14 protein-coding genes are annotated in these 13,714 nt (G+C 39.0%); 9 read left to right on the forward strand and 5 right to left on the reverse strand.

All coding sequences use genetic code 11. The annotated features are described in order from the left end of the window. Positions 1-71: 71 nt before the first annotated feature. Positions 72-920: a pyridoxine/pyridoxal/pyridoxamine kinase gene (gene pdxK / locus OO7_RS08930; protein ID WP_008915624.1), complete on the reverse strand. Its 849-nt coding sequence runs from the start codon at positions 918-920 to the stop codon at positions 72-74. 688 nt (positions 921-1,608) lie between these two features. Between pdxK and mdtJ the strand changes: the two genes are divergently transcribed. Then, a complete protein-coding gene (gene mdtJ / locus OO7_RS08935) occupies positions 1,609-2,037 on the forward strand; it encodes a multidrug/spermidine efflux SMR transporter subunit MdtJ (RefSeq protein ID WP_008915625.1) in 429 nt (142 codons plus the stop codon). 2 nt (positions 2,038-2,039) lie between these two features. After that, positions 2,040-2,372: a multidrug/spermidine efflux SMR transporter subunit MdtI gene (gene mdtI / locus OO7_RS08940; RefSeq protein WP_008915626.1), complete on the forward strand. Its 333-nt coding sequence runs from the start codon at positions 2,040-2,042 to the stop codon at positions 2,370-2,372. Positions 2,373-2,448: 76 nt separating this feature from the next. Here mdtI and OO7_RS08945 read toward each other — a convergent pair whose 3' ends face one another. After that, positions 2,449-2,796 (reverse strand): RidA family protein, encoded by a 348-nt coding sequence (locus OO7_RS08945; protein WP_008915627.1) that lies wholly within the window; start codon positions 2,794-2,796, stop codon positions 2,449-2,451. A 148-nt stretch (positions 2,797-2,944) separates the two neighbouring features. Here OO7_RS08945 and OO7_RS08950 point away from each other — a divergent pair, with 148 nt between their 5' ends. The 5 genes from OO7_RS08950 to rnd all read left to right on the forward strand — a co-directional run bounded on the left by OO7_RS08950 (position 2,945) and on the right by rnd (position 10,003). Continuing rightward, positions 2,945-4,882 carry a DNA repair helicase YoaA gene (locus tag OO7_RS08950; protein WP_008915628.1) on the forward strand — a complete coding sequence of 646 codons (1,938 nt, stop codon included), beginning with the start codon at positions 2,945-2,947 and terminating at the stop codon, positions 4,880-4,882. A 176-nt stretch (positions 4,883-5,058) separates the two neighbouring features. Then, positions 5,059-5,751 (forward strand): tRNA (adenosine(37)-N6)-threonylcarbamoyltransferase complex dimerization subunit type 1 TsaB, encoded by a 693-nt coding sequence (gene tsaB / locus OO7_RS08955; RefSeq protein ID WP_008915629.1) that lies wholly within the window; start codon positions 5,059-5,061, stop codon positions 5,749-5,751. Positions 5,752-5,984: 233 nt separating this feature from the next. Then, entirely contained in the window at positions 5,985-6,596 is a 612-nt protein-coding gene (locus tag OO7_RS08960; protein ID WP_008915630.1) for a Slp family lipoprotein, read from the forward strand. 507 nt (positions 6,597-7,103) lie between these two features. Further along, complete coding sequence (gene fadD, locus OO7_RS08965) at positions 7,104-8,792, forward strand: long-chain-fatty-acid--CoA ligase FadD (protein ID WP_008915631.1); 1,689 nt, start codon at positions 7,104-7,106, stop codon at positions 8,790-8,792. Between the two features lie 86 nt (positions 8,793-8,878). Further along, positions 8,879-10,003: a ribonuclease D gene (gene rnd, locus OO7_RS08970; RefSeq protein WP_008915632.1), complete on the forward strand. Its 1,125-nt coding sequence runs from the start codon at positions 8,879-8,881 to the stop codon at positions 10,001-10,003. A gap of 341 nt (positions 10,004-10,344) precedes the next feature. On the opposite strand, the gene minE is transcribed toward rnd, so the two are convergent. Genes minE through minC form a run of 3 tightly spaced genes read right to left on the reverse strand, consistent with a single transcriptional unit; the run spans position 10,345 to position 12,170 of the window. Continuing rightward, positions 10,345-10,617, reverse strand: coding sequence for a cell division topological specificity factor MinE (minE, locus tag OO7_RS08975; protein WP_008915633.1), 273 nt, complete (start codon positions 10,615-10,617; stop codon positions 10,345-10,347). Between the two features lie 3 nt (positions 10,618-10,620). After that, complete coding sequence (minD, locus tag OO7_RS08980) at positions 10,621-11,436, reverse strand: septum site-determining protein MinD (protein WP_008915634.1); 816 nt, start codon at positions 11,434-11,436, stop codon at positions 10,621-10,623. Positions 11,437-11,459: 23 nt separating this feature from the next. After that, positions 11,460-12,170 (reverse strand): septum site-determining protein MinC, encoded by a 711-nt coding sequence (gene minC / locus OO7_RS08985; RefSeq protein ID WP_008915635.1) that lies wholly within the window; start codon positions 12,168-12,170, stop codon positions 11,460-11,462. Positions 12,171-12,297: 127 nt separating this feature from the next. Here minC and OO7_RS08990 point away from each other — a divergent pair, with 127 nt between their 5' ends. After that, on the forward strand, positions 12,298-12,558 hold the full coding sequence (locus OO7_RS08990; RefSeq protein ID WP_008915636.1) for a YcgL domain-containing protein: 261 nt from the start codon (positions 12,298-12,300) through the stop codon (positions 12,556-12,558). 61 nt (positions 12,559-12,619) lie between these two features. Continuing rightward, a complete protein-coding gene (locus OO7_RS08995) occupies positions 12,620-13,708 on the forward strand; it encodes a lytic murein transglycosylase (RefSeq protein WP_008915637.1) in 1,089 nt (362 codons plus the stop codon). Positions 13,709-13,714 lie beyond the last annotated feature (6 nt).

Here is a 13,714-nt window from a genome sequence, read left to right on the forward strand (position 1 = left end):
TCTAAAACCCAAAAAGCTAGCTGAATGATAAATAGAATCAGCTAGCTTTTTATTTTGGGTATATCCCGCTGTTATAAAACTAATTCACTGCGTCCAGTTGCTGCCATATGGATTATACCTTGTTCTATGCGTAAACAGGCCATTTTCGCAGCATCAGGGAGAGAAAGCCCAGATAATAAATGCGCCGTTAGTTCAGCACCAAATAAATCCCCCGTTCCTTTAGGCGTTACAGGGTAACGTTTATGGCGAATAACAGAAACATCACTGTTTGTAATACACACCACTTCGATGCTGTCATCATCAGGCTGAAAAGCGCTCGTGATAATCACCCACTTAGTATAGCCTTTTAGCAGTGAGCGAGCGGCTATCACAGCATCATCCAATGAATTGACCTCTTGCCCACTTAATATTGATAACTCAAATTTGTTGGGAATAATACCAGTAGCCAATGGCAAAACTTCATCACGATAAACATTCGCTATTTCTGGTGGAATATAAAAGCCGCTATCTTCATCACCCATCACTGGGTCAACAATAACGGGAATTGATGGATATAATTGGCGTATTGAGCCTAACCATTGAGCAAGATCATGCGCTTTATCTTTAGAGCCGAGATAGCCCGTCAAAATAGATTTCACATGTGGTAAGCAACCCCGTTCTTCAAGTCCTTTTAAATAACCACGAAACCATTCACTCGGTAATTCACCGCCGTAACATGTCTCATAATGTGGCGTATTACTTAATATTACTGTGGGAACGGCTGCGACTCTTAGCCCATGCTTCATTAATGCGGGCACAGCAATGCTATTGCCAACACTGCCATAGATAACTTGTGATTGTATTGAAATAACATCATAAGGAAGTGGAGTTGCATTAGAATCATTTTGAAAACGATTGGAAGTGAGGCTAAAAGTATCCATTTATCTCTCTTTTATATAGCGGTAGGGCATAAATAATAAATATTATCACTATAAGATGCTGGTTTATAATTGTTGTCAATGGTGATGTTTAGATTTAATGATTAGGGTTTAACTTCTCCAAGAAAAAGTGTTGATGAATATAAAATATAATAGGTAAAAAAGACTTTTTTTCGATAAAAAATCTGGTTATTTAGTGAAGGGTTTTCGGTTTGTTATTCGTTCTTTCTACACATCCATCAGGGTTTTTTATGTTATTTTTGCATATTTATGCGAATAATATGCAGTTTGGAAAAATGTTTATATTCATTGACTTAATAAAAATGGCATGATAAAAGTAAACGCGTAACTATCAATTATACAATTATATGAGGATTCGGAGTAACTTGGATGGATGTCCATCCGATGAAAAGAATGAGATATCATGCTTAGCGTGACTAGCATTAAAATCAGTAAATCCCAAAGAAGAACCACACATCGTCTATTCCTTTCTGCGATTCTTTCCAGTGAACATCACTGGTGCGGTGCATTATAGCTTCTCTCTCGAATATTCATTTTGCTGAATAAAATCAGCATCACGTTGTTTTTTATTGTTTATTTTTTAATTGCACGATGCTTCCTTAGTCAAAAAGTTTTTAATGGCTGTTTGAAAAACATACGAGTACGTGCAGTTCTGTAGAGAGATTTTATCATGATATATTGGATATTTTTAGGATTAGCTATTGTTACCGAGGTTATCGGGACATTATCAATGAAACACGCGAGTGTGAGTGGTGATTTTACGGGAATGGTGGTGATGTATGCCATGATTGCGTCTTCCTATATTCTTCTTGCTATTGCAGTAAAAAAAGTGGCATTAGGCGTTGCTTATGCCTTGTGGGAAGGGATCGGTATTTTATTTATTACAACATTTAGTGTTATGTGGTTTGGTGAATCACTTTCGCCGATGAAAATTGGTGGCCTAGTGTTGTTGATTACTGGAATCGGTTTGATTAAATCCGGTACGAAGAAAGTAACTGTTACAAAATCAGCTCAAAAAATGAAAGCAACCGCAGAGCGAGCGGTTAGTGCTGTTAAATCAAGTGGATTAGCTCCGAATAACGTTAAAACGGAGGCTTGATTATGGAAGGTCAATTTGAATGGTGGCATGGCGCCTTCTTGGTTCTTGCTGTCGTACTAGAAATTCTGGCGAATATCTTTTTAAAGATGTCGAATGGTTTTAAACGATATTGGTTAGGTATTTTATCATTAATTGCTGTATTAGGCGCATTTAGCTCGTTAGCTCAAGCCGTAAAAGGAATTGAACTATCAATTGCTTATGCTCTGTGGGGCGCGTTTGGTATTATTGCTACTGTTGCAGCAGGATGGATACTGTTTAATCAACGCTTGAATTATAAAGGCTGGGGTGGAATTGTTCTGTTATTATTAGGAATGGTTCTTATCAAGATGTCTTAATCTCTTTTAAAGCCTTTTATTATCCGTGTAGCTGGTTTTGACGATATGCTACACGGATTATTTTATCTACATTATTTTAGTCAATTGCAGCAATCACTTTAATTTCGACTTTATACTCTGGCTTCATCAATTGTGCCTGAACAGTACAACGTACTGGCGCACTTCCTGCCACAACCCATGCATCCCATGCTTGGTTCATTCCCGCAAAATCGGCTTTGTCAGCAAGAAAAATCGTTGCATCAAGTATTTTACTTTTATCTGAGCCAACACGCTGTAACATGATATCAATTGCGGATAGTGTATTTGCTGTTTGAGCAATAATATCGGCATCTAAGTTTTCTGGAACGCTGGTGTAATAAACAACATTATTATGGATAACAGCTTCAGACCAACGATCATCAGGATCAATTCGTTTTATAGACATAAGGGTTCCTCATAAATTATCTTTTTTAGGATAACAGCTTGTTCAAGAGATGAGAATCAGTTCGTTTTGATCAGATGAATTAGCTCAGCACATGTTTTTAATGCATGCTAAAGTACACCTCTTTTTTATCAATATAGACAGGTTTGCAGTGCACGACGATTTCTCTTCTGATGGCTTTCTGGCAAAAACAATCCCCGGTTTTCAACCTCGTGCTGCGCAGGTGACAATGTCTAACGCGGTTGCTAATGCTATTGAGGAAAAACACGTGCTGGTAGCAGAAGCGGGTACGGGGACAGGAAAAACCTATGCATATTTAGTCCCCGCATTGCGTTCTGGTAAAAAAGTGATTGTTTCCACGGGTTCAAAAGCATTGCAAGATCAGCTATATCACCGTGATTTACCCACTATTATTGATGCTATGCAATATAACGGGCGTATTGCATTACTTAAAGGCCGTTCGAATTATTTATGCTTAGAGCGCTTAGACCAGCAGTCTTTGGGAGGCGGGAGCCTGGAACCCGAGATATTATCTGCGGTAGTACGTTTGCGCAGCTGGTCGATTGAATCTGAACTAGGCGATATTAGCACTTGCCATGATATTGCTGAAGATCATGCTGTATGGCCATTAGTCACCAGCACAAATGATAACTGTTTGGGAAGTGATTGCCCGCGCTATCAAGAGTGCTTTGTACTTAAAGCCCGCCGTAAAGCACTAGAAGCTGATGTTATTGTGGTCAACCACCATTTATTTATGGCTGACCGTGTGGTGAAAGATACAGGTTTTGGAGAATTAATTCCGCAAGCTGACGTAACGATTTTTGATGAAGCGCATCAAATTCCCGATATTGCAAGCCAATATTTTGGTCAACAATTAAGCAGTCGCCAATTGCTTGATCTGGCAAGAGATATGGTGATGGTTTATCGGACGGAATTGAAAGATCAAGCTCAGCTACAAAAAAGTGCGGATAGATTGACGCAAAGCACATTAGATTTTCGATTACATCTTGGCGAGAACAGTTTTCGCGGTAATCTGCGAGATTTACTGAAAATACCAATTGTGCAAAGAGCATTAGTATTGCTCGATGATGCTTTAGAACTCTGCTATGAAGTCATAAAAACCTCATTGGGACGTTCACAAACTGTTGATTCTTTATTCGAGCGGGTGACACAATATCGTAACCGTCTTAATCGACTGAAAGATGTCTCTATATCAGGTTACAGTTATTGGTTTGAAAGTTACGGACGGCATTTTCTATTGGCATTAACACCTTTGACTGTTGCTGAAAAATTCAGTGAAATGATTGCCAATTCAACGTCGAGTTGGGTATTCACATCAGCAACTTTATCCGTTAATGAAAAATTAAGTTATTTTACAGATAGGCTAGGTTTATCCGATGCTAAGACGCTGCTATTAGCGAGCCCATTTGATTATGAAAGCCAAACATTACTCTGTGTTCCACGTTTTTTACCTGAAACGAATCAAAAAGGGATTTCGCAAAAGTTGGCAGCAATGCTTAGGCCTTTAATTATTAAAAACCAAGGCAGATGCTTTTTCTTGTGTACCTCTCATATGATGATGCGTGAACTCGCGGAGGAATTTAAAGCGAGTTTAACGTTACCTGTATTTATGCAAGGTGAAAGTAGTAAAAATAAACTCCTTTCGCAATTTATTGCTGCGGGAAATGCAGTGCTTGTGGCAACGAGCAGTTTTTGGGAAGGAGTTGATGTCAGGGGTGATGAGCTGACGTGCGTCATTATTGATAAACTACCTTTTACTGCACCTGATGATCCATTATTGCGTGCGCGCATTGAAGATTGCCAAGTCAGAGGTGGTGATCCGTTTGCAGATGTACAGCTGCCTGATGCCGTCATTACCTTAAAACAAGGTGTAGGGCGACTTATTCGAGATACCAGTGATTATGGCGTTATTGTGATTTGTGATAACCGTTTAGTCACTCGGCCTTATGGTGAAGTGTTTTTAAATAGCCTACCGCCATCCCCGAGAACTCGAAGCTTAACTAAAACTATTGAGTTTCTTGAAAAAAACGAACTGAGACTAATAATGATAGAAAAACCAAGACGATAGAATAGGTTTTGTACTGTTAAATGCTTAGATTATGTTATCATATTTTGCAATTTAGGGCTGTTATCTACTTGATTTAATCAATAAGATACCATTGAGTCATGTTATATTAAACCCAATTACAGGTTGCTGTGCGCGAGCATGGTAGCGTCAATTTAATCATTTGCCGGAGTTATGGCATGTCGAGTCGTATCCTTGCTGTTGATACAGCAACAGAAGCATGTTCTGTCGCACTGTTATGTGATGGAGAAATTATTTCTCGTTTTGCAATCTCACCTCGTGAGCATACCCAAAAAGTTTTACCTATGGTTGAAGATGTTTTATCCGAGGCGGGGATTAAACTGAATCAGCTAGATGCATTAGCATTTGGGCGAGGACCGGGGAGCTTCACTGGCGTGCGAATTGGTGTTGGGATTGCGCAAGGTTTAGCACTAGGTGCCAACTTACCTATGATTGGTATCTCATCTTTGATGGCTTTAGCAGAAGGGGCTTATCGCTTGCAGGGACAAGAAAATGTCTTGGTTGCAATAGATGCGAGAATGTCTGAAATTTATTGTGCACAATATCAACGAACAGAAAATAGCCTGTGGCTTGGTGAAGAAACTGAAGCGGTTATGAGCCCAGATATTTTCCAACAAAAGATTGCTGATTTAACGGGGCAGTGGAGTTTTGCTGGAACTGGATGGCAAGCTTATCCGCAATTAGGGGAAAATCTCACTTTAGTTGATAGCACAGTAGAATTGCCAGCTGCGCAAGATATGCTGCCAATTGCAGAACAGTTATGGCTAGTAGGAAAAGTGCAAGCTGTTGAAGATGTTGAGCCGACTTATTTGCGTAATGAAGTGACATGGAAAAAACTGCCGGGCCGTTAATCCGGCTTCTATCATATTTATTCTGAGTCGGTTGGGAAATGTCAGTAAGTTGTTATAAAATTAAAGTAGATTATCTGTCACTAACTCAGTAAATAGGATTGTTATTTAGATGCTCTATTTATGATTATTTATAGTTTCCGGTAAGTTAGATTGTACATATCGTGTTATTGTAGATAAGAATCATTTTAATCTTAGTCGACTGAATTTATAATAAAGCTAAACGGAGGTGGTGAATGGAAAAGAAACTTAATTACCGCTCTGCACTTAAAATAGTTTTATTTGCAGGCGTACTAGCATTAACGGGTTGCGTATCGATACCGTCATCTATTCAAGGTTCATCGCCTAACCCAGCGGTTAATCTAGCATCGGTTCAAAATGCACCTGAAATGTATGTTGGGCAAGAAGGCCGTTTTGGTGGAAAAGTGATCTCTGTATTTAACGAGCCAAGCAGAACGCGTTTGGAAATTGCTGTTATGCCACTGAACAAATATGATGCAGCTCCTGAATTAAATACTGCATCAGAAGGTCGTATTTATGCTTATGCGAATGGTTTCCTTGATCCAGCTGATTTCAAAGGTCGTTATATCACTGTGGTAGGCAAAATCACTGGCGTGAAAGCAGGTAAGATTGGTGAAATTGCATATAACTATGTGACGCTTAATGTAACGGGTTATCAACGTTGGAATATGGCTCAAAGTGTTATTATGCCGCCAGTAGGGCCTTGGGGCTATGGTGGTTATTATGGTGACCCATACTTCTATAATCATCCTTGGGGCTATGGGTACGGATATGGTTATGGTTACCCAGGTGGAGTTGCGCCCGTTCAAACTTATTTAACTGAATAATACTGATTTTAAGAGGACGTAATTTAACGTCCTCTTTTTATCTTTATTTATTGATATTGACGCCAAGTTATTTCTTCTATAATTAAATCCTGTCTTGTTATTGCGTGATTAAATATCCTATATTTTAGTTCCAACCTGATAATGACGTAATTTAGAGATGACTTTACATTTCTAAATAGCCAAGTCAGCCCGTTCTTCTATTCTTATTTTGCGAAATTCTCCTCAATTTCAGGGAAAGTGTGTATAATTCTCGGCGCATTCTAAATATGTCAAATTGGTTTTAACTTGCCATATAATGGATGTACACCAGATTTAATTCTGGGAAACTAACTAAAAAATACCGTAGGCGGAATTGACCGCCTATTTTTGTTTCGAAGGAATGAAATTTATTTAGTGATAGACCTCTCAACCTTAGCATTGGTTATTTTCCAAACTGGTACGCTGAGTTAATATTTTGTTAAAGGAGTGTGTCGGTTATATTGCTATACTAAATTCAGGAGTCATACTTTGGAAAAAATCTGGCTAAAAAATTATCCTACAGATGTCCCGGAAGAGATCGATCCTGACCGATTTGCCTCTTTGGCTGAGCTGCTAGAAAATTCGGTTTCTCAATATGCCGATCAACCTGCATTCATTAATATGGGTGCGGTAATGACATACCGAAAACTAGAGGAAAGGAGCCGCGCATTTGCTGCTTATTTACAAAATGGTTTAGGATTAAAAAAAGGGGATCGCGTCGCATTAATGATGCCAAATCTTCTGCAATACCCTATTGCATTATTCGGCATATTGCGTGCAGGGATGGTTGCCGTTAACGTCAATCCACTTTATACACCAAGAGAGCTTGAGCACCAGTTAAATGACAGTGGTGCGGCTGCAATCGTTATTGTTTCAAACTTTGCCCATACCTTAGAAAAGGTTGTTTTTAATACAAAAGTTAAACATGTTATTTTAACTAGAATGGGAGATCAGCTGCCGCGACCTAAAGCGACATTAGTTGATTTCATTGTTAAATATGTGAAGCGCTTAGTACCAAAATACAATCTTCCTGATGCCATCTCGTTTCGCCGTGCAATGCATTATGGTTATCGTATGCAATATGTTAAACCTAATATTGCGGGTGATGATTTAGCATTCCTCCAATATACCGGTGGTACGACTGGAGTTGCGAAAGGTGCCATGTTAACTCATCGCAATATGTTGGCTAATCTAGAGCAAGCAAGATCCGCTTATGGGCCAGCATTAAAATTTGGCGAAGAGTTTGTGGTAACTGCATTGCCGCTTTATCACGTTTTTGCATTAATGGTGAACTGTTTGCTGTTCATCAATGTGGGCGGGGTGAATTTACTCATAACCAACCCTAGAGATGTACCTGGTACCGTTAAAGAATTAGCGCGTTATCCCATCACCGCAATCACTGGGGTCAATACATTATTTAATGCATGGCTGCATAATGATGAATTCCATAAGCTTGATTTTTCTAATTTAAGATTATCAGTTGGTGGTGGAATGCCAGTGCAAAAATCCGTTGCAGAGAAGTGGCAAAAGCTGACAGGAAAGCACTTATTAGAAGGATATGGCCTGACAGAGTGTTCACCGCTTGTCACAGGAAATCCATATAATCTGACGGAGTATAGTGGTAATATCGGCCTACCAGTACCTTCAACGGATGTGAAGTTTTTAAACGACGAAGGCCAAGAAGTGGCTATTGGTGAGCCAGGCGAAATGTGGGTAAAAGGCCCACAAGTGATGAAAGGTTATTGGAATCGACCTGATTCAACCGCTGAAGCCATTCATGATGGTTGGCTAGCAACTGGGGATATTGCTGAAATTAATGAAGAAGGTTATATCCGGATTGTTGACCGCAAAAAAGACATGATTATTGTCTCTGGTTTTAATGTTTATCCTAATGAAGTTGAAGATGTGATTGCGGCTCATCCTGATGTCGTTGAATGTGCAGCAATTGGCATACCGAGTGAAAGCACCGGAGAGGCCGTTAAAGTTTTTGTGATCTCTAAAAATGCCAATTTAACTTCAGATGATTTGAAAGCTTTCTGTCGACGTTCTTTAACTGCCTATAAGGTTCCGAAAATTTTCGAATTTCGTGATGAATTACCAAAATCAAATGTTGGTAAAATATTGCGTAAAGATTTGCGTGACGAAGAGAAAATGCGGCAAAATAAATCATTGGCCTAATCTATTCATAGTCTAATAACCTTGATGAGTAACACTGGATTTTTCCAGTGTTACTGTAATAAAAATATAAAAAAGAGAAATGTGTTTTGAATTATCGTTTAGTTACAACTGATAGCGAGTTAGTACAAGTATGCCAGCAGGCAAGTGAAGCCGAATGGTTAGCATTGGATACCGAATTCATCCGTACCAGAACTTTCTATCCACAATTAGGTTTGCTACAACTTTATGATGGAAAACAAGTTTCTCTGATTGATCCTTTAACTATTACGGATTTTTCACCGTTTAAAACGTTGTTGTCTAATCAACATCAGATAAAGTTTTTACACGCAGGTAGTGAAGATCTTGAAGTCTTTTTGCATGATTTCGGTTGTGTTCCAGACCCCATGATTGATACGCAAGTTATTGCGGCTTTTTTAGGCTATCCAATTTCTTGTGGTTTTGCTTCTTTAGTCTCGGAACATCTTGAAATTGAATTGGATAAAAGTGAATCTCGTACTGATTGGCGCGCTCGCCCCTTAAGTGATAAACAGTGTGAATATGCTGCTGCCGACGTATTCTATTTGTTGCCATTAGCTAAAATTTTGATGCAAAAAGTCGAAGATGCAGGCTATCTTACTGATGCGAAAGAAGAGTGTTTACGAACGGTTGCACGCAGACAAAAAGTCATTGATCCTGCAAAGGCGTATCGAAATATTACCAATGCTTGTCAATTAAAAGATGAACAATTAGCGTGTTTGCAAATGCTTGCTGAATGGCGGTTAAATCAAGCTAAAGCGCGTGATATGGCAATTAACTTTGTTGTAAAAGAAGAGCATTTGTGGAAAGTTGCTCGTTTTATGCCAAGTTCTTTAGCTGAACTTGATGCATTGGGGCTAACAGGGCAAGAAATACGTTGCCATGGTCGGCGCTTATTAAGCATAGTTGAAAAAGCGCAACAGATGGATGAAAGTGAGTATCCTAAAGCGGTTTCTAACCTTAATGAACAAGCTCAATATAAAAGTTTATTTAAAGAAATTAAAACAGCCGTTAAAGAAATAGCAGAGCTCGAAAAATTCAATGTAGAGCTTCTAGCATCCAGACGCCAAATAAACCAATTATTGTCTGTACATTGGGGAATAAAGTCCGTAACTGGTCAACCTGAATTATTGGATGGCTGGAGAGGACGTTTACTTGCCAAAACAATTACAGAACTACTTGCTCAAGCGGATTAGTTGACTTAGTTGTTAGGCTCTGTCTAATTAACCATTTTGCAAATGAGGTAAGGCCCCTAATGATTATCACTAGGAGCCTTTTTAGTTTTTATCTCAAAGATAATTTAAGCTGTTGTGTCTAAAATACAGTGTGCTTGTGGGATTAATTGAATAAATCCAAAGCATGCTGATATAACCTATTTTTTTATTTTTGAGCGCATAGCTTAATACAATGTAACTACATACTAAGCAATAAATAGCAATATGATAAGTCACTATGCGGCGTATACGCGATAAATAATAAAGATATATTAAGCCGTTATTTGACATGATAAAACAACGGCTTTTTTCAGTCTCTATTTTTATGGCGTTTTAGCGTCATCACCTTCTGGCAATGTTACGTTAAGCTCAAGTACTGAAATATCATCATCTTTTTGTTCAAATTGCACGGAAAGCATTTCTGGGTCAACTTGAACATATTTGCAAATGACTTGTAAAATGTCACGTTTCATATCCGCAAGATAGGGAGGTTCACTATCACCACGACGACGTTCAGCAACAATGATTTGTAATCGCTCCTTTGCGATATTTGCTGTCGGCTTTTTTCTCGACAGGAAGAAATCCAATAAAGCCATTATTTACCCCCCAAATAGGCGTTTTAAGAAGCCTTTCTTCTCTTCTTCTATAAATCGGATAGGGCGATCTTCACCTAGAATACGCTCAACACAGTCGCTATATGCTTGCCCTGCATCTGAATCGGCATCTAAAATAACAGGTTCACCTTGGTTAGATGAACGTAAAACAGATTGATCTTCTGGAATGACACCAATTAAAGGAATACATAAAATTTCCAAGACATCTTCCATACTAAGCATATCACCACGAGTCACTCGACCTGGATTATAACGAGTGAGTAGTAAATGTTCTTTAATAGGCTCTAACCCTTGCTCAGCACGGCGTGATTTTGAAGCAAGAATGCCTAAAATGCGGTCAGAGTCACGAACAGAGGAAACTTCTGGGTTGGTGGTAATAATCGCTTCATCGGCAAAGTAGAGAGCCATTAACGCTCCGCTTTCAATACCAGCAGGTGAATCACAAACAATAAAATCAAATGCTAGCTCATTACTGAGTTCATCTAAGATTTTCTCAACACCTTCTCGCGTTAAAGCATCTTTGTCGCGTGTCTGTGATGCAGGTAAGATAAAGAGATTTTCTGTACGTTTATCTTTGATTAGTGCTTGATTAAGTGTCGCATCACCTTGGATGACATTAACGAAGTCATACACTACGCGGCGTTCACATCCCATAATCAGATCGAGGTTACGTAGGCCGATATCAAAATCGATAACGACTGTTTTTTTCCCTCGTTGTGCTAGGCCTGTAGCTATGGCCGCGCTTGAAGTGGTTTTACCAACACCACCTTTACCCGATGTAACAACAATTATGCGTGCCATGAATAATTCCTTGTAAATAAGGTCTAAAATAAGTTCTCAATATTTAATTTGTTATCAACGAGACGAAGTTTCGTTGCTTTGCCGAGATATTCAGAAGGTATCTGATCACTCAACCAATATTCACCTGCAATTGACACCAGTTCAGCTTGTAAATGAATACAATAAATTTGACTTTCAATATCGCCGGAAGCGCCCGCTAAGGCTCGGCCTCGCATCACGCCATAGATATGAATATTACCATCTGCTAATAATTCTGCACCTGCGCTAACATTACTTGCCACGACGAGATCACTATTTGGTGCATAAATCCGTTGTCCTGAACGAACAGGCGTATTAATAATTCGCGTTTTACGGTGATGGAATTCAGGATCAGGCGGTGTTTCGGCAACGTGTGTCGCTTCAGGCTGAATTTCGGCAGCTTTTTGGCTTTTCCCTTCACTGAGAATAGGTAAACCAGAATCACTGACTTTTTTGCGTAATTGCGGGTCAGTGCAACCACTTACCCCGACAACTCTAAGGTCTACGGAAACTATTGCTTTATTAATGCTATATAAATCAGCTTGTTCCGTAAGAGAAGCAACGTTAATAACGATAGGTGCATTTTTAAAAAAGTCAGGAGCTTGGCTGACTTTATCCTGTAGTGCTTTTTTAATGAGTTTAGGTTCTTCACTATGTAAGTGAAGAACAGAAAGTGTAAAGCTACTACCTTTGAGTTCTATTGGCGACTGTGACATCTATCCGGCTCAGCAAATTAAAATATCCGAAACAAACTTCGGGTGGCGATATTCTGTAAAACAATAGCATGTTATAGTTACTGTATTCTTCAAGCAAGCCAATGCGCTATAAAAAGAGTTAAATATAATGATTTGTGCAATATATCGTAGTCCTAATCGTGATCAAACATATCTTTATATTGAGAAAAAAGATGATTTTTCTCGAGTCCCTGAAGAACTACTGAAACAATTTGGTACGCCGCAATTTGCAATGATGTTATCCCTGTCAAACCGCGATAAACTGGCAAATGCGGATATCGAAAAGGTCAAAACTGATTTAGCTGAGGTGGGTTACTATCTGCAATTTCCACCACCAGTTGAAGATTTATTAGCGGAATATCGTGAATAATTTCGACGAATAAAAAATTAAGAAAAAACTGATAGGTCTTTTAACCGACAAAAGTGATCAAATGAAGAAAACTTTATTATTTACCCTAATCGGTAGTGCATTTTTAGTGAGTTGCGCTGCTAAGCATTCTGAAAGTGTTTCACCGAAAGTCATAACAACTCAACAAGAGGCGGTTATTGAAAAACAGGTTGATGCTTTAGATAAAGCTTTCCCTATTGACCAACGTGAGCCATCGCAATTTCCAGCATATGTTGAATTATTAAAAGAGCATGCTTTAGCGCAAGGCATAAAACAATCTACAATTGATCGTGGATTTGCCAATATTCACTTTATTGAGCGTGTTGTTAAAGCGGACAAGGGACAGCCCGAAAAAAGGGCAACAGTCACGCTTGATAGTTACTTAAAAAATGTTTTACCTGCCTCGCGCATTAATGCAGGTGCGCAAAAGTATTGGGAAAATGAAGCGATTTTAAATGCCGTAAGTAAACGCTCGGGTGTTCCTCCTCAATATATTGTTGCATTATGGGGATTAGAGAGTGGTTTTGGGCGTTCACAAGGAAAAGAAGATGTTATCTCAGCATTAGCAACGCTTTCATTTGAAGGGCGCCGAGAAGCTTTATTTAGCAAACAACTTTTTGCCGCTTTAGAGATAATGGATAAAGGTTATATTCCGGATGACCAGCAACTAAAAGGTTCATGGGCTGGTGCAATGGGGCAAAGTCAATTTATGCCAACATCTTACCTTGCTTACGCGGTAGATGGTGATGGCGATGGTAAAATTGATATTTGGAACAATAAAGCAGATGTTTTTGCTTCTATAGCAAACTATTTAGCAACAGAAGGCTGGCAGTCTGCATTGCCTTGGGGTTACCAAGTTAATTTGCCTGCTGATTTTAATCGTCAGCTTGAAGGTGTGAAAACTGAACAAGGTAAAACAGTTGCACAATGGGAAAAATTAGGCGTTAAATTACCTGCATTTGCTAAGTTACCATCGAATGTAAAAACGTGGATTGTTATTCCTGATGATCCTCAAGGAAGAACATATCTGGTAACTGATAATTTCCGTACCATAATGCATTGGAATCGTTCATATTATTTTGCATTGAGTGTTTGCCTGATGGCAGATGGTATTGCTCAAAAAATACAATAATGAGAG

It is taken from the genome of Providencia sneebia DSM 19967 (assembly GCF_000314895.2).
In the GTDB taxonomy this organism is placed as follows: Bacteria; Pseudomonadota; Gammaproteobacteria; order Enterobacterales; family Enterobacteriaceae; genus Providencia; species Providencia sneebia.

What these genes read in the sequence shown, in the direction of transcription:
- OO7_RS08995 (WP_008915637.1), top strand. Translation starts at nt 12,620, where the DNA reads ATGAAGAAAACTTTATTATTTACCCTAATCGGTAGTGCATTTTTAGTG.
- OO7_RS08945 (WP_008915627.1), bottom strand. Translation starts at nt 2,796, where the DNA reads ATGTCTATAAAACGAATTGATCCTGATGATCGTTGGTCTGAAGCTGTT.
- minD (WP_008915634.1), bottom strand. Translation starts at nt 11,436, where the DNA reads ATGGCACGCATAATTGTTGTTACATCGGGTAAAGGTGGTGTTGGTAAA.
- minE (WP_008915633.1), bottom strand. Translation starts at nt 10,617, where the DNA reads ATGGCTTTATTGGATTTCTTCCTGTCGAGAAAAAAGCCGACAGCAAAT.
- mdtJ (WP_008915625.1), top strand. Translation starts at nt 1,609, where the DNA reads ATGATATATTGGATATTTTTAGGATTAGCTATTGTTACCGAGGTTATC.
- minC (WP_008915635.1), bottom strand. Translation starts at nt 12,170, where the DNA reads ATGTCACAGTCGCCAATAGAACTCAAAGGTAGTAGCTTTACACTTTCT.
- tsaB (WP_008915629.1), top strand. Translation starts at nt 5,059, where the DNA reads ATGTCGAGTCGTATCCTTGCTGTTGATACAGCAACAGAAGCATGTTCT.
- mdtI (WP_008915626.1), top strand. Translation starts at nt 2,040, where the DNA reads ATGGAAGGTCAATTTGAATGGTGGCATGGCGCCTTCTTGGTTCTTGCT.
- OO7_RS08990 (WP_008915636.1), top strand. Translation starts at nt 12,298, where the DNA reads ATGATTTGTGCAATATATCGTAGTCCTAATCGTGATCAAACATATCTT.
- OO7_RS08960 (WP_008915630.1), top strand. Translation starts at nt 5,985, where the DNA reads ATGGAAAAGAAACTTAATTACCGCTCTGCACTTAAAATAGTTTTATTT.
- pdxK (WP_008915624.1), bottom strand. Translation starts at nt 920, where the DNA reads ATGGATACTTTTAGCCTCACTTCCAATCGTTTTCAAAATGATTCTAAT.